The following is a 19,871-nucleotide window of genomic DNA, read 5'->3' as shown; positions in this document are numbered from 1 at the left end:
CCTGAACTCCTAACGCCCCGAACCAAACCAGAGGGAGCTTTCGATGAGACCAGAAGCGGGGACGCGTCTGACCAGGCTGGCCACCAGTGCGGCGATTGTCGCCATCCTGGCCGTGGCTGGCTGCAAGAAGGCCGACGAGAACAAGGCGGCGCCTGGCGCAGCATCGGCGCCGGCCGCCCAGGTGCCCGCCGCGCCGCCGCCCGTGGCGACCACGCCGGCCTCGCCCGTGGCATCGGCACCGGACGCCACCGGCGCTTCGCCCGTGGCGGCAGCACCGGCCAGCGGCACGGTGGCGCAGGGCAGTCGCGGCGGCAAGCCGAACATCCTCGTGATCTTTGGCGATGACGTGGGCCTGGGCAATGTCAGCGCGTTCAGCCACGGCGTGGTGGGCTACAAGACGCCCAACATCGACCGCATTGCCCGCGAGGGCATGATGATGACCGACTACTACGCCGAGAACAGCTGCACGGCGGGGCGCTCGACGTTTATCACCGGGCAGTCCGTGTTCCGTACCGGCTTGTCGAAGGTGGGCCTGCCCGGCGCTCCGGTGGGCCTGCAGGACCGCGACGTCACGATTGCGCAGGCATTGAAGCCGCTGGGCTACGCCACGGCGCAGTTCGGCAAGAACCACCTGGGCGACCAGGACCGCTTCCTGCCGACCAAGCACGGCTTTGACGAGTTCTTTGGCAACCTGTACCACCTGAACGCGGAAGAGGAACCCGAGCGTCCGTACTGGCCGAAGGACAACCCCGACTTCCTCAAGTTCTACAACCCGCGCGGCGTGCTGCACAGCACGGCCGACGGCAAGATCGAGGATACCGGGCCGCTGAACCGCAAGCGCATGGAAACGATCGACGACGAAACCACCGGTGCCGCCGTCAACTACATCCAGAAGCAGGCGCAGGCCAAGCAGCCGTTCTTTGTCTGGATGAACTTCACGCGCATGCACCTGTTCACGCACGTGCGCCCCGAATACGAAGGCAAGGCTGGACTCGGCAAGGGCCATGAGTATGCAGATGGCATGTGGGAGATGGACCAGAACGTCGGCAAGCTGCTCAAGGTGCTGGACGACTCGGGCATCACCAACGACACGCTCGTGATCTTCACCACGGACAACGGCCCGAACTTCTTCACATGGCCCGACGCGGCGAACACCCCGTTCCGCAGCGAGAAGGACTCGAACTGGGAAGGTGCGTTCCGTGTGCCGGCAATGGTGCGCTGGCCAGGCAGGATCCAGCCCGGATCCGTGACAAACGGCCTGATGTCCGGCCTGGACTGGTTCCCGACGCTGCTTGCGGCGGCCGGCGATGGCGATGTCAAGGACCGTCTGCTGAAGGGCACGAGCCTCGGCGGCAAGAACGCCAAGGTCCACCTGGACGGCTACAACCAGTTGCCGATGCTGACCGGCCAGACCGACAAGAGCGCGCGTAGCGAGTTCTACTACTTCAATGACGATGCCGAACTGGTGGCAATGCGCTACGACGTGCTGACCCAGGGGGCGACGCAGCCTACCGCGTGGAAGATCGTGTTCTGCGAGCAGCGGCAGAACGGATCGTTCATGGTCTGGAAGGAGCCATTCACGTGCCTGCGGGCGCCCAAGTACTTCAATTTGCGCATGGACCCATACGAGCGCGCCGACACCGGCCCGACCAACCGGTACTTCGATCTGGAAACGCAGAACCCGTTCCTGTTCATCGAGGGTAACCGCCGGGCGATCAACTTCCTGCAGACCTTTGTCGATTACCCGCCGAGCCAGTTGCCGGCCAGCTTCACGATCGACCAGGCCAGCGAGAAGATCAAGCGGCAGGTGGCCGACCAGATGGCCAAGGTCCAGCAACCGCAACAGCAGAAAAAGTGACGGCAACCCATCGCAAGCTGGAGCCCGGCGTGAAGCGCCAACGCGTCTCGCGCCGGGCATCGGGCGCCGTCTCCGCGGCAGCGGGCGCGCAAGCCCAGGCGCGCCGCGGCCTCTTGAGGGCCGCGGCGTTGTTGTGTCTGTCCGGCGTGGCCGGACTCGTCTATCAGGTGCTGTGGATCAAGCAGCTGTCGCTGGTGGTGGGCGTGGACGTGCATGCGGTCACCATCGGCGTCAGCGCATTCTTTGGCGGGCTGGCGCTGGGCGGCTGGGCCGTGGGCAAGCTGGCCGACCGCACGGCATCTGCCTGGCGCCTTTACCTGTGGCTGGAAGTGGCGATTGCCGTGCTGGGTATCGCGGCAACTCTGGCGTTGGCCCGCGCCGCAGCGCCGTTCGCCTGGCTTGAACTGCGGATCGGGGCGTCCGCCTGGCTGCTGCCGCTGGCACTGGTGGCGCTGCCTGCCATCGCCATGGGCGGCACGTTGCCGGCGCTGATGCGCGCGATTCGCGGCGACGGCGTGGCACTGGGCGGCAATGGCGGGCGGCTTTACGCGGCCAATACGGCCGGCGCCATCGCCGGCACGCTGCTGGCGGCCTTTGTCCTGATTCCGATGCTGGGCGTTACCGGCAGCGCGCTGGTTGCGGCCGCGTTCAATGGCCTGGCGGCGCTGGGTGCCTGGTGGTTCGGCCGTACGCTGACCGGACCTGCCGAGGCACCATCGACCCAGCCGGCTGCCGTGCGCCCTTCGGGCCAGCGCGTGCTGGCGCTGACGCTCTATGCGCTGGCCGGCGCCATTGCGCTCGGTTACGAGGTGGTCTGGTCGCAGGCCATCGTCCAGTTCCTGAGCACGCGGGCATTTGCCTTTGCCGTGATGCTTGCCACATACCTGGCGGGCCTGATGATCGGCAGTGTCTTCGTGGCCCGGCGCGTGGACCGCGCAAAAGACCCGTGGGGCGTGTTCGCGCTGCTGATCGTAGGCGCCGGACTGGTGGCGCTGGTCGAATTCGCGTGGCTGGGCGAATGGCTGCCCGCCGCGCAGCACCTGGTGTCGCAGCGCGTGCAGGGCGCCACCGGCAACCTGCTGGCGGCCACCTGCGCCAGCTTTGCGGTGGCGGCGCTGTGTATCGTGTTCGTGCCCACGTTGCTGCTCGGGGCGGCCTTCCCATACGTGGTGCGCCTGTCGGTAGACCCTTCGCGTACCGGGTCTGGCGTGGGCGCGGTGCTGGCGCTCAATACGCTCGGTGGCATCGCGGGATCGGTGCTGGCAGGCGTCTGGCTTGTGCCGACGCTGGGCGTGATCCATACGCTCGGCGTGCTGGCGACCGCCAGCGGACTGGTAGCCATCCTGGCGGTGGCGTTTGGCGATGGCGCCGGGCGCCGTGCCCGATTTGGCATTCCGCTGCTGGCCGTCGTCGCGCTGATCGTTGCCGTGGCGACGCCTGCCGACCGGCTTGCCGCGCTGCTGGCAAAGACGCGCGGCGGCGAACTGGTGTTCTATGAAGAAAGCCGGGGTGCCACCGTGGCCGTGGTGGAGCAGGGCAAGGCCGCGCAGCGCTTTCATCGTCTCTATATCCAGGGCGTGTCGAATTCGGGCGATACGATGACCTCGCTGCGCTACATGCGCCTGCAGGCGCTGCTGCCGCTGATCGTTCACAACGGCACGCCGCGCGCATCGCTGGTGATCGGCCTGGGCACGGGCATCACGGCCGGTGCCACACTGCAGTACCCGGGGCTTGAACAGCGCGTGGTGGCGGAACTGCTGCCGGCCGTGGTGCGCGCCGTGCCCGAGTTCCAGGGCAATTTCGATGTCAGCCGCAGCCCGCAGGTGGATATCCGCCTGCGTGACGGGCGCCGCGAACTGCTGCAAAGCGCGCAGCGCTATGACCTGATCACGCTGGAGCCACCGCCGCCTTCGGCCAGCGGCGTGGTCAACCTGTATTCGCGCGAGTTCTACCAGTTGGCCGCCGCGCGGCTGCAGGCGGGCGGCATCGTGGCCCAGTGGCTGCCGCTGCCGACGCAGAACCGCGACGACACCCGTTCGCTGGTGCGCAGCTTCCTCGATGTGTTTCCGCATGCCACGCTGTGGACCACGGAATTGCACGAAATGCTGCTGGTCGGATCGCTGCAGCCGATGGCGCTGGACGCAGCCACGATTGCCTCGCGTTTCGCCCAGCCGCAGGTGTCGGCGGCGCTGCGCGCGGTGGGGGTGGCGTCGCCGGCGGCGCTGCTGGCTACCTATGTCACCGATCGCGCCGGGCTGGACTGGTTTGCAGGCGATGCCCCGGCCGTGACCGATGACCGGCCGCGCATCGAATACACCAGCTGGGTGCGCCGGCAGGACTTTCCCCCCGTGCTGCGCGAACTGCTCGACCTGACTGGCGATCCGCCGCTGCGCGGCGCAAGCGATGCGCTGTACCAGGACATCCGCCGCGAACGCGCCACGCTGCATACGTTCTATGCCGCGGGGCTTGATGCCTATCGCGGCGACCGTGCGCAATGGATGCGCGATATCGACACGGTGATGCGCGCGGACCCGGACAACCCCTACTACAACTGGTTCACGGGCGGACGCCCGGATCGCTAGGAGACCACGATGAATGCGCGCGACGACATCCTGCAGCTTCAGGCGCGCATGGGCGAGTCGATCGTTGGACAGGCCCGCATGATCGAGCGGCTGCTGCTGGGCCTGCTGGCGAACGGCCACCTGCTGGTGGAGGGTCTGCCGGGACTGGCAAAGACGCGGGCGATCAAGAGCCTTGCCAGACATCTGGATGCCAGGCTGTCGCGCGTGCAGTTCACGCCCGACCTGTTGCCCGCCGACATCACCGGCTCCGACATCTATGTCACCGACGGGGGCAAGGGCGACTTCCGCTTCCAGCCCGGCCCGCTGTTCGCCAACCTGGTGCTGGCCGACGAGGTGAACCGGTCTCCCGCCAAGGTGCAGGCGGCGCTGCTGGAGGCCATGGAAGAGCGGCAGGTGACCGTTGGCGGCAAGACGCATCCGCTCGAACCGCTATTCCTGGTGATGGCCACGCAGAACCCGATCGAGCAGGAGGGCACCTATCCGCTGCCCGAGGCGCAGATGGACCGCTTCCTGATGCATGTGAGTGTCGGGTATCCGCAAGCCGATGCCGAGGCCGAGATCATCCGGCTGGCCCGGGCGGAAGAGGATGACGGTGGCACGGCAAGTCCGCCTGCGGGCGGCGCGGGTGCACAGGCCAGTGAGCAGCGGCTGTCACCCGAGGCCATCTTTGCCGCCCGCCAGGCCATTCATGGCGTGACGGTCAGCGAGCCGGTGGAGCGCTACATCGTCATGCTGGTACAGGCCACGCGCGATGCGGGGCGGTTCGACGACGACCTGAAGCGCTGGATCCAGGTTGGCGTGAGTCCGCGCGGGTCGATCGGGCTCGACAAGGTGGCGCGCGCCATCGCCTGGCTGCGTGGCCGCGACCACGTGACGCCCGACGACGTGCAGGCCGTGGTACACGATGTGTTCCGCCATCGCCTGATCCTTTCGTACGAAGCCCACGCCGCAGCCGTGGGCGCCGATGCCGTGATCGACCGGCTGCTTGAACGCGTGGCGGTGGCCTGAGCCCGCCACGGCACACCAACGCGCCATGACCCGCGACATCGCCGCGCGCGCCCGCGCCCCGGCCAGCGCCAACGCCGACCGCGCGCCTGCCGCATCGCAGGTGGTGCCCGGCGTAAGCGTGGACCTGGCCGCGCTGGCCAGTCTGGAAGCCAGCGTGCGCGACTTCCATTTCCGCACGCGGCAGCCGGTACACAGCCTGTTGTCCGGGCGGCATGGGTCGCGCGTGCATGGTCGCGGGCTGGCTTTCGAGGAACTCCGTCTCTACCTGCCCGGCGACGATGTCCGGACGATGGACTGGCGCGTCACGGCGCGCACCGGCAAGCCGCACGTGCGCCTGTACGCCGAGGAAAAGGAACGACCGGTTCTGCTGGTGGTGGACCAGCGCATGAACATGTTCTTCGGCAGCCGCCGGGCCATGAAATCGGTGACGGCGGCCGAAGCCGCGGCGCTGGCCGCGTGGCGGGTGGTGGCCGACGGCGACCGCGTGGGCGGCGTGATTTTCGGGGACACCGACCAGACCAGCATGGCGCCCCAGCGCAGCCGCCACGGCGTGCTGCATCTGCTGGGCGACCTGGCCCGGCACAACCAGCGGCTGCGCGCCGATGCGCGGGCCCAGCGCGGCGCCGCCCAGCTGAACGGCGCGCTGGAACGGGCGCTGCGGCTGGCGCACCACGACCACCTGGTCATCGTGATCAGCGATTTCGACGGCAGCGATGACCAGACCCGGCACCTGATGCTGGCCCTGCGCAGCCGTAACGACGTGCTGTCGGTACTGGTTTACGACCCGTTCCTGCTGGAACTGCCGGCATCGGGGCAACTGGTGGTCAGCGACGGCGAACTGCAGGTGGAACTCGGCTTCGGCCACGAAGCGCTGCGGCGCAATGTGCGCAGCTTTGCCGATGGGCACAGTGCCGCGCTGATGGACTGGCACAAGGCCATCGGCGTGCCGCTGCTGCCTTTGTCGGCGGCCGAGGACACCGCCGCCCAGCTGCGCCGGCTGCTGGGACGTGCGGCGTCCGGCGCGCCCTAGCAGGAGCAGGCACGCCTTGACCGGGACCGGCGAAGACGATCAGCCTTCGCCCATCGCCGGATCGCTGACGGTGTGCCTGCCCGTCTCGACGCGTCCGGCAAAGCGCCGGTAGTACGCCGGGTCGCTGCTGCACGTGACCGCGAAGTCGTACCACTGGCCGCTATCCTGCAGCTTCCAGTCCAGCGTGGACGTAGCGCCGGGCGCCACGGTGGCCTGCCACGGGCCGTCCGCGCGGTAGGCCAGCGGCGTCACCGTGAACGTGCAGGGCTGGGCGCCCTTGTTGATCAGGTCCACGAAGACGTTGCCGTTGGCAATGTCGTAGCAGACGCGGATCTCGGGTGACGCGGCGGCCCGGCCCAACTGCTTCAGGTCGCCCTTGAAGTGCCGGTGGTAGCCGTTCGGGCCCAATACCCAGAGATCGTACTGGCCGGCGTTGGCGAGCGCGGCATCCCAGCTGTCGATCAGCGTCTTGCCGGCCTCTACCATGTAGCGGCGCGGGATACGGTCGATATTGGCGACATCGTAGACGTGAAACACCGCGGCCTGCGAGCCGGTGTTCGCGAAGATCAGTTCGACCTGGCCACTGTCATAGCAGCGCGCGCTGGTATGCAGCTCGTAGGGCAGGGCGCGCGACGGGCGGGTACCTGGCGCCTGCGCCGGCAACTGCATGGCGCTGGGGACCGGCACGGCCGGCAGGGCCTGCTGCGCGGCGCGCACACGGTCAGCCGCGTCGCGGGTGGAGCGGCCCGTCAGCGTGGGCAGCGCCTCGGTGTTCGGCGTCTTGAAGTTGAAGGCGCTGGTCAGGTCGCCACAGACGGCACGGCGGAACGGACTGATGTTCGGCTCCTTGACGCCAAAACGGGCCTCCAGGAAACGCAGCACCGACGTATGGTCGAACACCTGCGAATTGACCCAGCCGCCTCGACTCCACGGCGAGATCACGTACAGCGGCACACGCGGCCCTGGGCCGAAGACGCGGCCGTCTGGAGCCGGCTGGCTCGTGCTGCCAGCGGGCGGGCCCTGGTTGAAGTATTCGGCGGTCAACGCCGTTTCGGGCAGCGTGGTCTTGCCGGCGAAGCTGTTGTCTGCATTGCGCGAAGGCGCGGACGGCGACGGCACGTGGTCGAAGAAGCCGTCGTTCTCGTCGAAATTGATCAGCAGGACGGTCTTGCTCCAGACGTCGGGGTTGGCGGTCAGGGCGTCGAGCACTTCCTGCAGGAACCAGGCGCCCTGGATCGGGCTGGACGGGCCGGGGTGCTCGCAGTAGATCGATGGCGCGTTCACCCACGATACCTGGGGCAGCGTGCCGTTCATGACGTCGCGGCGGAACGCATCGAGGTACTGCTCGGGCTGTGCGCCCGGCAGCGTATTGGCAATGCCCTTGTAGAGCGGATTGGCGGCGTTGTCGGTGGCGGCGTCATACGCCTTGTAGGGCACGGCCTGGGCTGGCGTGCCGTACGGGCGGCCGGGCGAGCCACCGCTCGACACCGGAAAGCCCGACGCCAGGTTGGCGCGCCGGAAGGCCTGGAACGCGCCCAGCATGTTGTCGCCCCATTCGTCGGGCATGTTCTGGTAGCTGATCCAGTTCACGCCCGCCTCTTCCAGCCGTTCGGCATACGTCTTCCACGTGTAGCCGACCGCGTTTTCGCTGGCGGCGCCGTAGATGGCATCCCACTCGTTGTTCACGAAAGCCACCCCCTGCGGCGTTGCGCCGTTGGTCCCGGTCATGTGGAACGACCGGTTGGCGTCGGTGCCGGTGTGCATGGCGCAGTGGTAGGCGTCGCAGATCGTGAAGGCATTGGCGAGCGCGAACTGGAACGGCAGTTCCTGCTCCTTGTAGTAGCCCATCGACCGGTCGGTCTTGGACACGGGCCAGCGCGTCATGCGGCCGTTGTCCCAGGCGTTCTGGCTGTCGTTCCATTCGTGCGGGGTGCCTGACACGCGCTGGGCATTGTTGGCCGTGCTGTCCAGGTGATAGGGCGTCATCAGCGTGCCGTTGGTGCGCTGCTGTTGCCACACCTTGCGGCCATCGGGCATGGGGATCGTCATGCGGTCACCAAAGCCGCGTACACCGTTGAGCGTGCCGAAGTAGTGGTCGAACGAGCGGTTCTCCTGCATCAGGATGACCACGTGCTGGACGTCCATGATGGTGCCGGTGACGTTGCTGGCCGGGATGGCAAGCGCGCGGCGGATGCTGGGCGGGAAGGTGGCGAGCGCAGCGGCCGAAAAGGCGGCGCCTGCGCTCGCCTGCAGGAATTTGCGGCGAGAGTTCATGTTCTTGCTGTACGGGGATGAGTCGGGCGGTACGGGCGATCAACGGAGATCACGGCGCACATCACGGTGCGCAGCGTTTTTCGATCGGCTGGGACGGGGTGGACGGATCGCCCGGGTTGGCAGGGTTGGACGGATTGGCTGGGCCGTCGTCGTTGCCGCCGCAGGCGGACAGTGCCGCGGCCGTCAGGCAGACGGCCAGCAGCACCCTGGTCAGGCGCATGGTTTGCATGGGGGAGTCCTCGGCTTTGAGGGTGATTCGGAAAATGTGCTTCCGGAGGCCCCGCAAGACTAAGGATGAAACGTGACAGATCAGTGACGTAATGAGCGCTTTTGGCAACAAGATGTAAAAAGACGTCCTGTCACGGAAATGAAAAAAGGGCGCCATGACGGCGCCCTCTGGCGATGCTATTTACCGCGCGCGCAGCGGCCCGCGAAGGGGCCTGGCGGCGCTGTCCGAACCTTAGTCGGCCGTGATGTTGCCGGTCTGGATCACCTTCTTCCAGCGCGCGAACTCCGATGCCTGGAACGCCGTGAACTGCTCCGGCGTGTTGGCCACGACTTCAAACCCGAGTTCCAGCAGCTTCGGCTTGTTGGCCGGATCGTTCATCGCGGCCACCACGGCGTTGTGCAGCTTGGCCTTGATATCGGCCGGCAGGCCCTTCGGCGCGGCAATGGCCTGCCACGAATACACGGTCACGCCCTTGTAGCCGAGTTCTTCCATGGTCGGCACGTCGGGCAGGATCGGCGACCGCTTGCTGCTGGTGATGGCCAGCGCGCGCAGCTTGCCGGCCTTCAGGTGCGGCACGGCGGTGTTGATGTTCATGAACGTGGCATCCACCTGGCTGCCCAGCAGGTCGTTCAGCGCCGGCGCGCCGCCCTTGTAGGGCACGTGTACGCCCGTGGTGTTGGTCTGTTGCCAGAAAAGCTCGGCCGTCAGGTGGTCGCTGGTACCGTTGCCGGCCGACGCGAACGTCATCTTGTTCGGATTGGCCTTTTCGTAGTTGATGACGTCCTGCAGCGACTTGTACGGCGAGCTGGCCGGCACGGCCAGGATGTTGGGCGCCTGCACGGCCACGCTGATGTAGTCGAAGTCCTTCGTCGGGTCATAGCCGGCGGTCTTCGTCAGGTGCGGGCCGATCACGAATGGCCCCAGCGACGACACGAACAGCGTGTAGCCATCGGCCGGCGCGCGCTTGGCCGCTGCCGCGCCAATCATGCCCGCCGCGCCGGGACGGTTGTCCACCACGAAGCTGCCACCGAACGTCTGCTGGAACTTGGCGCTCAGGATGCGGGCGATGTTGTCCGTCGATCCGCCCGGCGGGAACGGTACGATCATCGTCACCGGCTTTTCTGGCCAGGCGGCGTGGGCTGCCGCCATCGTGACCCCAAGCAGTAGCGATACCAGCGCTTTCTTCATCATCGTTTGTCTCCTTGTGTTTCCGTTTTACTGTTGTTTGCGGTGATGTTGTCCGACGACTGCGAGCGGTCGAGTCAGCGGTCGAATCAGCGGGCGCCGAAGTCGGCCTGCTCGCGCGTCCATGCGCGTGCCTGTTCGCTGACGGTGAGCCCCAGGCCCGGGCGGGTCGGGACGATGATGCGGCCGTTGGCGATGTCGAGCCGCTCGTTGAACAGCGGTTCGAGCCAGTCGAAATGCTCGACCCACGGCTCGCGCGGATACGCCGCAGCCAGGTGCACGTGCAGTTCCATGGCGAAGTGGGGCGCGATCATCAGCCCGGCATGCTCGGCCAGTGCGCAGACCTTCAGGAACGGCGTGATGCCGCCCACGCGCGGCGCATCGGGCATCAGGTAATCGGCGGCGCGATGGCGGATCAGGTCCCAGTGCTCGGCGGCGCTGGTCAGCATTTCGCCGGTAGCAATGGGCGTATCGAACTGCTGCGCCAGCGCGGCATGGCCTTCATGGTCGTAGGCGTCTAGCGGCTCCTCGATCCACACCAGGTTGAACGATTCGAACGTGCGGCACATGCGCTGCGCGGTAGGGCGGTCCCACTGCTGGTTGGCGTCGACCATGATGGGCACGGCGTCGCCCAGCTTTTCGCGCACGGCGGACACACGCTGGATGTCGATCTTGCCGTCCGGCTGGCCCACCTTGAGCTTGATGCCGCCAATGCCGCGCTCCACCGACGCGGCCGCATTGACCAGCAGTTGGTCCAGCGGCGTATGCAGGAAACCGCCTGACGTGTTGTAGCAGCGCACGGAGTCGCGATGCGAGCCCAGCAGCTTTGCCAGCGACAGGCCGGCACGCTTTGCCTTGAGATCCCACAGTGCCACGTCGAAGGCGCCAATCGCCTGCGTCGACAGGCCGCTGCGGCCGACCGAGGCGCCGGCCCAGCACAGCTTGTCCCACAGCTTGGCGATATCGCTCGGATCTTCGCCAATCAGGGTAGGGGCAATCTCCCTGGCATGCGCAAACTGGCCGGGGCCGCCAGCGCGCTTGGAATAGCTGAAGCCCAGGCCCTCGTGGCCGCTGGCCGTGCGGATCTCGGCAAACAGGATCGCTACTTCGGTCATCGGCTTCTGGCGGCCGGTCAGCACCTTGGCGTCGCTGATCGGCGTCGCCAGTGGCAGGTAGCAGGACGACAGGCGAATGGAGGTGATGGCGTCAGAGGCGGGCGAGGTGGTCATGAGGCGGTGCATCCTGATTAACGTCCTAGACTTCGGACATCGTATGACATCGTTGTCAAAAAATGGCCGGATTCCGGCCGATGTGCGTTGCTATAATGCGGGTCGCCGCAATGTTGTGACGCGAATTGGCGCCCCAATGTTTGCAACGTGCATTGAAAACTCGTCTTCCGCCGCCGCAGGGTGTCTTGACCCGGACAGCGGACGAGAAGAATGCTAACGTTGTCATTTGCCACGGTCAACCGTTGCGGCAGCCATTGGCATCGTCGTTTACCCGCACTGCAATTCATTTATCCCGAACAGGCATGTCCGATTCATCTGGCGGCAAATCCGTCACCCTGCACGATGTGGCGCGCGAAGCAGGGGTGTCCCTGATTACCGCGTCACGGGCGCTAGGCAATCCGGGGCTGGTCTCCGCCAAGACGATCGCCCGCGTGCAGCAGGCCGTGGAAGTCACCGGCTATATCCCGAACCTGCTGGCCGGTGGCCTGAAATCGCGCCGCAGCCTGACCGTGGCCGCGCTGGTGCCCAATATTGCCGTGGCGCAGTTCATTCCCACCGTGAAGGCGCTGACCGATGCACTGGACGCGGCCGGCTACCAGCTGATCCTGGGGCAGACCGGCTATGACCACGCGCGCGAAGAAGCGCTGCTGGGCACGATGATCAGCCGCCGGCCCGATGGCATCGTGGTAACCGGGCTGGTCCATGCCCAGGCATCGCGCGACCGCCTGCGCCGCTCGGGCATCCCCGTCGTGGAGACATGGGACCTCAGCGACCGGCCCGTGGATATGGCCGTGGGCTTTTCGCACCTGAAGGTGGGCAGTGCCGTGGCCGGCTATTTCCTGGCAAAGGGCTGGCGGCGTTTCGGCATCGCCACCGGCGACGACCAGCGCGCGGCCGAGCGCCGCGATGGCTTTATCTCGACGCTGGGCCACGATGTGCCCACCGCACGCGTGCCCGCCCCAAGCAGCCTGGGCCTGGGACGCCGGGCCTTGCGCGATCTGCTGGCGCAGGACCCTACAATCCAGGCCATCTTCTGCAGTTCCGACCAGCTTGCGCAAGGCGTGGTGGAAGAGGCCAGGGCGCGCGGCCTGCGCATTCCCGAAGACCTGGCGATCTGCGGCTTCGGCGACGCCGACTTCGCCGCGGACATGGCGCCATCGCTGACCACGGTACAGGTCGACGGCGCCGGCATCGGCACACGGGCCGCCGGCCTGCTGCTGGCACGCTGCCGGGGCGAAACCGTGACGGAGCCGGTGGTGGACATGGGGTTCAGGATTGTGGAGCGGGGGTCGACCTGAGAGAGACCGCAGATCCACAAGCATCCGTTCGACCGCGTGCTGATCTCGCAGGCCACTGTCGAAGGCATTACCGCTGCTGACAGCGGATGGGTTGGTCGCGAGGTATCCCTGACCGATCAAGCTCGTCTAGTCTCGGACGAGGCACCAATCACGCCCGCCAGCCGCCGCGCCGCTTCCTCGATTTCCCGATCTCCAAAGCCGCCGAACCCCAGCACCAGTCCCGCGGGCGGCTTGTCTCCCGCGTAGGTTGGCGATACGGCGCGTACCGACACGCCGGCCTGCGCGGCGCGCTTCACCACCGCCCGGTCGTCGATGCCCGGTGCCAGCCACAACACCAGGTGCATGCCCTGGTCTGATGGCTGCAGCCACGCCAGATCGGCGGAAATCTCCTTTTCGATGGTCCTGATCACGAACGCGCGCCGCTCGGCATGTACGCCGCGCACGCGGCGGATATGGCGATCGAGATGCCCTTCGGCGATGAACGCCGCCAGCACGTGCTGGTCTGCCGTCGGCGGATGGCGGTCCATCAGCACGCGTGCGCCGATAAAGGCTTCGACCAGCGCATCGGGGACCACGGCATAGCCGAGCCGCAGCGACGGATAGAGGATCTTGCTGAACGTGCCAAGGTAGATCACGCGCTCTGGCGCCAGCCCCTGTAGCGACGGAAACGGATGCCCCGCGTAGCGTAGTTCGCTGTCGTAGTCGTCTTCCACGACCCACGCCTGTTGCCGGTCTGCCCAGGCCAGCAGTGCCTTGCGCCGTGCCATGCTCAGCGGCATACCCAGTGGATACTGATGCGAGGGCGTGACAAACGCGGCGCGCGCCTGCGGAGCCAGCGCGATCCCCGCGTCGACGTCGATGCCTTCGTTGTCCACCGGCACACGCACGATACGCTCGCGCGGCCCGATGCTTTCCAGGATGGCCGTGATGCCGCGGTAGGCCGGGTTCTCGACCCATACGGCATCGGCCGGTTCCAGCAACACCTGGCACGACAGGAACAGGCCCTGCTGGGTGCCCGTGGTGATCACAACCTGGCTGGCGTCGCAATGCACCGAGCGCGAGCGGCGCAGGTAGTCGGCAATTGCCTCGCGCAATGGCAGCGCGCCTTGCGGTTCGCCATAGCCGGCCGGCGCGGCGCTGCCGCCAGCGCGCAACCGGTTGCCAAGCCGGCGCCAGTCTTCGTTGGGCGCGGCTGCACCAGCGGGCACCGACACCGCGAACGGCACCGGCGGCAGCGCGGTGAATTCCTTTGCGATGGCAGCGAATTTCTGCGCGGCCGGGGGCAGTGCGATGCTGTCACGCACCCGCCGGCGCGCGGCTGGGGCGGGCGCCAGCGCCGCCACACGCGTACCGGCACCGTGTTGCGCGGTGAACACGCCCTCGGCCACCAGTTGTTCGAAGGCCTCGACCACGGTGCCGCGCGATACCTTCAGCGCCTCGGCCAGCGCACGCGTGGACGGCAGCGATTCTCCGGGCTTCAGGTCGCCTTGCGCCACGGCGTCGCGCAAGGCCTGCACCAGCTGGCGGCTCAACGGCCCGGCGTCGCGATCCAATGTGCCGACAAACGGGATTTCGGGCACTTTTGCGGTTCTGGGCATGGCGGGGCAGCGGGAAAGTGGTCTGGTGAAATCGGCATAAACTGGCCCTACACTCTACTCCAGTTTATCGCCAGAATATGGCTTCGATATCCCCCAGAACCATGCCGGAGCAGTCATGTACGTCCCCGCCCATTTCGACCTGGCCGACCAGCAGGCCATGCATGCGCTGATCGGCGCCAACCCGTTTGGCACGCTGTTTACGCACGGACGCAGCGGCATGGATGCCAACCATATCCCGTTCGAAATCGACCCGGACCTTGGCGAGTCGGGCATCCTCAAGGCTCACGTGGCCCGCGCCAACCCGGTCTGGCAGGACGTGACCAATGGCGACGAGGTGCTAGTCGTCTTCCGCTCGGGGGATGCGTATATCTCGCCGAACTGGTACCCCAGCAAGCACGAGGCCCACAAGCAGGTGCCCACCTGGAATTATCAGGTGGTACACGCCCACGGGCGCATCACGGTGCACGACGACGAGCGCTATGTGCGCGGCGTGGTAGCCCGGCTGACCCGCCACCACGAGGCCAGCCAGCCACGGCCATGGAAGATGTCCGATGCGCCCACCGATTTCATCGACACGCTGCTGAAGTCCATCGTCGGCATCGAGATCGAGATCACACGCCTGCAAGGCAAGCTGAAGCTGGGCCAGCACAAGGACGCACGCGATATCCGCGGTCCCGGTGAAGCATTGATGGCCCAGGGCAGCACGGTGATAGGGCAGGCAATGCTCGCGCGGGCGGAGGAGAAGGAGCGCGGGTGAGCGGGCTCGCCCGGACCCTTACCCCCGCATCACCTGCCGCACGCAATCCAGAAATTCCTGGGCCAGCGCCGGCACCGGGTGCTGCTGGTTGATCAGCACGAAGCTCTCGAACTCGATGGCGGGTTCGAAGGGCAGTGCCTTGAGGCCCGGGAAGCGGAGGCTGCGCACGACCAGCGGATTGACCACGCTGACGCCCAGGCCCATCTCCACCATCGTGCAGATAGTGGCCGCGTAAGGAGTCTCCAGCGTGAGCACGCGCTGGTCGGGAACGAAGGCGGCGTCGACAATGGCTCGCGTGCCGTCGCCGCGCGTCAGCGATATGAACGGCTCGCCAGCCAGGTCCTGCGCGCGAATACGTCGCTTTTTCGCCAGATTGTGCGTGGCCGGCACGATGCAGACGCCTGCCTCGCGGTGCAGGGCGTCGCTGCGGATGCCCGCCATTTCCACCAGATAGGACACCAACCCAACGTCGCAGAACCGCGCCGCCGTCCATTTCGCCACGGTTGGTGAATCGCTCGTATGCACGGCGATCGGCACATCGGGATGCCGGTTCCGGAAGCGGGCAATCGCCTGGGGCATCACCGTCATGGCGATCGACGGCACCGTGCCCACGCGCAGCGTGCCGACCCCCACCTCGCGGATCGAGCGCGCGGATGCCTGCAGGCTGTCCAGGCCGACAAAGGCCCGTTCGACATCGCGAAACATCGCCTCCGCTTCGACGGTGGGCGTCAGCCGGCCGGCAATCCGCGTGAAGAGCCGGAAGCCGCAGGCCTTTTCCAGTTGCGCAATCACTCGGCTGATATTGGGCTGCGAGGTATGCAGCTGCGTCGCCGCAATGGTCATCGAACCGGACATCATCACGGCGCGGAACGCTTCGATCTGCTTGAAATTCATGGCGCTGGGGGCTTCGGTGCAAACGCGCGGGAGCGCGGAGGGTGTGGCCGATGGTATATCAAATCCGTATCTGGACGATAAAACTAGTGATTTGACGATATGACGACGCGATTCCCATACTGGGCTCCAACAACGAGGAGAAAGTTGCATGGAATCGAAGGTCAGCCGCCGCCTGACGCAAGCCACCGCCCCCGAAGTCTGCGAGCACATCTACCTGCCGCGGCTGCATCGTGAATTCGGCCCCGGCTTTCGCTATCTCACCGACATCAACCAGGCGCACCTGCTGATGCTGCACGGCGCCGGCCTGATTCCGGCCGACGTGGCCGGCGCGCTGGCCCGCGCGCTGCGCCAGATCGAGGCAGAAGGCCCGGGCGCCGTACCGCTGGACCCCGAGCGCGAAGACGCCTATTTCAACTACGAGGCGCGGCTGATGGCCGTGGCCGGTGCCGATACCGGCGGCCGTCTTCATGTGGCGCGCAGCCGCAACGACATCCTCGCCACGCACGACAGGCTTCGCGCTCGCGATACCGTGCTGGCGCTGCTGACCGCGCTGACCGATACACGCGAGGTGGTGCTGCAGAAGGCCGCCACCCACGCCGATGCCGTGATGCCAGGCTATACGCACCTGCAGGCCGCGCAGCCCATCACCTATGGCTATTACCTGTCCGGCGTGGCGCAGGCCATGGGCCGCGACATCGCACGGCTGCGCCATGCGCTGGACGGCCTCGACGCCTGCCCGCTGGGCGCAGGCGCGCTGGCCGGCACGGCGTTCCCGATCGATCGCGCCGCCACGGCACGCTGGCTGGGCTTCTCCAGCTACGCCCCCAATTCGCTCGACGCAGTGGCCTCGCGCGACTTTGCCTGGGAGATCCTGTCCGCCATCACCATTGCCACCGTCACATGGGGCCGCGTGGCGCAGGACCTGTATATCTGGGCGACGCCGGAGTTCGGCCTGATCGACTTCCCGGACAGCGTGGCCGGCACGTCGAGCATCATGCCGCAGAAGAAAAACCCGGTCGTGCTGGAATACCTGAAGGGCAAGGGTGGGCACATGATCGGCCTGCTTACGGCCTCGCTGGCGGCGCTGAAGGGCAGCAACTTCACGCACAGCGGCGACGGCAATCGCGAAAGCATGCGTGGGTTCTGGGAAGCCCTGGATGAAGCCCTGCGCTGCGCCAGCCTGCTCAAGCTCGTGCTCGAAAACGCCACGCCCCAGCGGGCCAACATGCTGGCCCGCGCCCGGCGCGACTTTTCCTCGGCCACCGACCTCGCGGACATGCTGGTGCGCGATGCCGGCATGTCGTTCCGCGAGGCCCATCACGTGGTGGGCGCCGTGGTGCGCGAGGCGCTCGACCGGCACATCCCCGCCTGCGAGATCGATAGCGACATGGTGAACGGCGCGGCCGCGCATCACACCGGCCGCGCGCTGGCGCTCGATGCCGCAGCCGTGGCGCGCTGCCTGGACCCGGAGCAGGGTGTCGCTGCGCGACTGGCCGCCGGCGGCCCCGCACCGATCCTTGTGCGTGATCAGGTCGACGCCCAGCTTGCCGCGCTGGCGCGTGACCGCCATGCCATCGATACGCTGCGCAACACCGTGGGGACGAATCGTGCCACGATGAAGCACGCGGTCGAACAACTCGCCAGCCGGCAGCCGTAGTCCATCGCCAACAGCCACTAGCCACCGGCCACTAGCCACCAGCCAACAAGCCGGCACGCGATTCCATTCCCACGACTGTCCGACCCGGAGATCTGCCCCCATGAAACCGATTGCGCATGCATTCGCCGCCGCCTGCCTGACACTGGGCGCTGCCGTGACATCCCCGCTGGCTGTCGCGGGCGCGTTCCCCGACAAGCCAATCCGCCTGGTGGTGCCGTTTCCGCCCGGCGGCACCACCGACCTGCTGGGCCGCGTGCTGGCGAACCGCCTGTCCGAATCGCTGGGGCAACAGGTGATTGTGGACAACCGGCCAGGCGCGGGCGGCACGATCGGCTCCGACGTGGTCGCCAAGTCGCCCGCCGACGGCTACACGCTGATGTTCGGCACCGTGGGCACGCAATCGATCAACAGTTCGCTGTACAAGCGCCTGCCGTTCGACGCCCAGAAGGACTTCACGCCCGTGGCGCTGTTCGCGGGCGTGCCGAACATCCTGGTGGTCAACCCGAAGGTGCCTGCGAAAAGCGTGAAGGAACTGGTCGACTACGCCAAGGCGCACCCGAACGCGCTGAACATGGGGTCGGCGGGCAATGGCACGACCAACCACCTGTCCGGCGAGCTGTTCAAATCGATGGCGGGCGTGCAGATCACCCACGTACCCTACAAGGGCAGCGGCCCGGCCATGGCCGACCTGCTTGCCAACCAGGTGCAGCTGATGTTCGACAACCTGCCCGGTTCGTTGCCCCACGTGAAGGCGGGCCGGCTGCGCGCACTGGCAGTGACCAGCGCCACGCGCTCGCCCGCGTTGCCCGATGTGCCAACCATGGCCGAGGCGGGCATCGTCGGCTACGAGGCGGATGTCTGGTTTGGCGTGGTCGGTCCCAGGGGGCTGCCGGCCGACGTCGTCGGCAAGCTGGCCGGCGAGATCACGCGGATCGCGCAGGACAAGGCGACGCGCGACAAGCTGCTGCAGGCCGGGGCGTCGCCGCTGACGTCCACTCCCGCGCAGTTCTCGACCCTGATCCAGCACGACACGGTGAAGTGGTCGAAGCTCGTGCGCGATTCCGGCGCCAGCATCGACTGACCATCGGCTAACCATCGGCGAATCCGATATCGATAGTCAAAAGTCTTCGTTGTGTGGGAGTGCGGCGCTTCGCAATACTGCGAACGGAAACTGCACTCATCACACAACAATATGGCCTTCGAACTTTCCTCTCCCGCGCCCGGCCGCCGTGGCGCGCTCAAGCAACTGGCATCGCTGGCAGTGGCCGGCACCATGGGTCCGCTGCTGGCCGCCTGCTCGAAAGGCGATTCCGCCGCTAGTCCTGCCGCCCAGGCAGGCACGCCGGCCGCGCCGGCCGCCCCAGCCGTGATCGGCAATGCAGGCGACAAGGTCAGCTTCAAGTACCCGGACAACCCAACCTTCGACCTGGTCTACCTGGCCGACCAGCTCGGCTATTTCGAGGGCACCAACACGCGCCCGAACTACATCGGCAAGGTGGCCGCGCCGCAGATCATTCCGCTGACCGGCACGGGCGAGATCGATTTTGGCTCGCGCATGGTGCCGCTGGTGATCTCGGCCGTGGCGGCCGGGGCCGATCTCAAGATCGTGGCGGCCGGCAACAAGACGCTGCAGGACGCGCCGCACATGAAGTACTTCGTGCGCAAGGATTCGGGCATTCGCGCGCCGAAGGACCTGGAAGGCAAGACCATCGGCATCAACAGCTTTGGCGCCTGCGCCGAGTTCGTGACCAAGACGTTCCTGCGCCAGAAGGGGGTGGACGTCAACAAGATCAACTTCGTGGTGATTCCGGACGACCAGGCCGAACAGACGCTGGCCACCGGCAACACCGACCTCGCCATCATCCATGCGCCGTTCTCGGGTCGCGCAGACCATGCCGACAAGCTCACGCGGCTGTGGAGCGACTTTGACCTCGATGGCGGCCTGGGCGGCATGCAGCCGTACAGCGTGCATGGCAAGTTCCTGCGCGAGCACCCCGAAAACGTGCGCGACGTGGTGACGGCGCTGGCAAAGGCCGCCAACTGGGTCAACGCCAACCCCGAAGAGGCCCGCAAGCTGGTGTCCAGGCGTATCAACCTGCAGCTTGAATACGTCGACCGCTACGCCTACGTGGACAACCTCGTGGTCACCGAGCCGCCGATCCAGTACTACATCGACGTACTGGAGGCCGAAGGCAAGCTGACCAGGGGCAAGGTGGCCGCGCGCGACATCTATACGAACGATTTCAACCCGTTCGCCAAGGCATAGGACCGC

At 66.8% G+C, this 19,871-nt stretch carries 15 protein-coding genes; 9 read left to right on the top strand and 6 right to left on the bottom strand.

The features are described from left to right. Window positions 1-43 precede the first annotated feature (43 nt). The 4 genes from ACOABP_RS18940 to ACOABP_RS18925 are packed head-to-tail and all read left to right on the top strand — an operon-like array spanning window position 44 to window position 6,478. Window positions 44-1,858 (top strand): arylsulfatase, encoded by a 1,815-nt coding sequence (locus ACOABP_RS18940; protein ID WP_474229463.1) that lies wholly within the window; start codon window positions 44-46, stop codon window positions 1,856-1,858. Further along, window positions 1,855-4,440, top strand: coding sequence for a fused MFS/spermidine synthase (locus ACOABP_RS18935; protein ID WP_474229462.1), 2,586 nt, complete (start codon window positions 1,855-1,857; stop codon window positions 4,438-4,440). Before ACOABP_RS18940 ends, ACOABP_RS18935 begins: the two co-directional genes overlap by 4 nt. A 9-nt stretch (window positions 4,441-4,449) precedes the next feature. After that, the gene (locus tag ACOABP_RS18930) at window positions 4,450-5,448 is read left to right on the top strand and encodes an AAA family ATPase (protein WP_474229461.1); all 999 of its coding nucleotides are present in this window, start codon (window positions 4,450-4,452) and stop codon (window positions 5,446-5,448) included. Between the two features lie 25 nt (window positions 5,449-5,473). After that, window positions 5,474-6,478 (top strand): DUF58 domain-containing protein, encoded by a 1,005-nt coding sequence (locus tag ACOABP_RS18925; protein WP_474229460.1) that lies wholly within the window; start codon window positions 5,474-5,476, stop codon window positions 6,476-6,478. Window positions 6,479-6,517: 39 nt separating this feature from the next. Here the strand turns inward: ACOABP_RS18925 and ACOABP_RS18920 are convergent, their stop codons facing one another. From ACOABP_RS18920 to ACOABP_RS18905, 4 genes are all read right to left on the bottom strand, one after another. Continuing rightward, window positions 6,518-8,752 carry a phosphocholine-specific phospholipase C gene (locus ACOABP_RS18920; protein ID WP_474229458.1) on the bottom strand — a complete coding sequence of 745 codons (2,235 nt, stop codon included), beginning with the start codon at window positions 8,750-8,752 and terminating at the stop codon, window positions 6,518-6,520. Window positions 8,753-8,813: 61 nt separating this feature from the next. Further along, window positions 8,814-8,981, bottom strand: a complete 168-nt coding sequence (locus ACOABP_RS18915; RefSeq protein ID WP_474229457.1) for a hypothetical protein — start codon at window positions 8,979-8,981, stop codon at window positions 8,814-8,816. 231 nt (window positions 8,982-9,212) lie between these two features. Then, on the bottom strand, window positions 9,213-10,169 hold the full coding sequence (locus ACOABP_RS18910) for a Bug family tripartite tricarboxylate transporter substrate binding protein (protein ID WP_474230440.1): 957 nt from the start codon (window positions 10,167-10,169) through the stop codon (window positions 9,213-9,215). An 86-nt stretch (window positions 10,170-10,255) separates the two neighbouring features. Further along, window positions 10,256-11,395: an L-talarate/galactarate dehydratase gene (locus ACOABP_RS18905; protein WP_474229456.1), complete on the bottom strand. Its 1,140-nt coding sequence runs from the start codon at window positions 11,393-11,395 to the stop codon at window positions 10,256-10,258. A gap of 302 nt (window positions 11,396-11,697) precedes the next feature. Here ACOABP_RS18905 and ACOABP_RS18900 point away from each other — a divergent pair, with 302 nt between their 5' ends. Continuing rightward, a complete protein-coding gene (locus tag ACOABP_RS18900) occupies window positions 11,698-12,693 on the top strand; it encodes a LacI family DNA-binding transcriptional regulator (RefSeq protein WP_474229454.1) in 996 nt (331 codons plus the stop codon). 116 nt (window positions 12,694-12,809) lie between these two features. Here the strand turns inward: ACOABP_RS18900 and pdxR are convergent, their stop codons facing one another. After that, complete coding sequence (pdxR, locus tag ACOABP_RS18895; protein WP_474229453.1) at window positions 12,810-14,291, bottom strand: MocR-like pyridoxine biosynthesis transcription factor PdxR; 1,482 nt, start codon at window positions 14,289-14,291, stop codon at window positions 12,810-12,812. Between the two features lie 115 nt (window positions 14,292-14,406). Here pdxR and ACOABP_RS18890 point away from each other — a divergent pair, with 115 nt between their 5' ends. Beyond that, window positions 14,407-15,048, top strand: coding sequence for an FMN-binding negative transcriptional regulator (locus tag ACOABP_RS18890; RefSeq protein WP_474229451.1), 642 nt, complete (start codon window positions 14,407-14,409; stop codon window positions 15,046-15,048). A gap of 18 nt (window positions 15,049-15,066) precedes the next feature. Here the strand turns inward: ACOABP_RS18890 and ACOABP_RS18885 are convergent, their stop codons facing one another. After that, window positions 15,067-15,942, bottom strand: coding sequence for a LysR family transcriptional regulator (locus ACOABP_RS18885; RefSeq protein ID WP_474229449.1), 876 nt, complete (start codon window positions 15,940-15,942; stop codon window positions 15,067-15,069). Window positions 15,943-16,090: 148 nt separating this feature from the next. Between ACOABP_RS18885 and argH the strand changes: the two genes are divergently transcribed. From argH to ACOABP_RS18870, 3 genes are all read left to right on the top strand, one after another. Beyond that, window positions 16,091-17,599 (top strand): argininosuccinate lyase, encoded by a 1,509-nt coding sequence (gene argH, locus ACOABP_RS18880; protein WP_474229448.1) that lies wholly within the window; start codon window positions 16,091-16,093, stop codon window positions 17,597-17,599. A gap of 100 nt (window positions 17,600-17,699) precedes the next feature. Further along, the gene (locus tag ACOABP_RS18875) at window positions 17,700-18,680 is read left to right on the top strand and encodes a Bug family tripartite tricarboxylate transporter substrate binding protein (protein WP_474229446.1); all 981 of its coding nucleotides are present in this window, start codon (window positions 17,700-17,702) and stop codon (window positions 18,678-18,680) included. A 111-nt stretch (window positions 18,681-18,791) separates the two neighbouring features. Further along, window positions 18,792-19,865, top strand: a complete 1,074-nt coding sequence (locus ACOABP_RS18870) for an ABC transporter substrate-binding protein (protein WP_474229444.1) — start codon at window positions 18,792-18,794, stop codon at window positions 19,863-19,865. The last annotated feature ends 6 nt before the right edge of the window (window positions 19,866-19,871 follow it).

Source organism: Cupriavidus sp. HE11, assembly GCF_056097175.1.
This window is presented reverse-complemented; position numbering and strand designations above follow the sequence as displayed.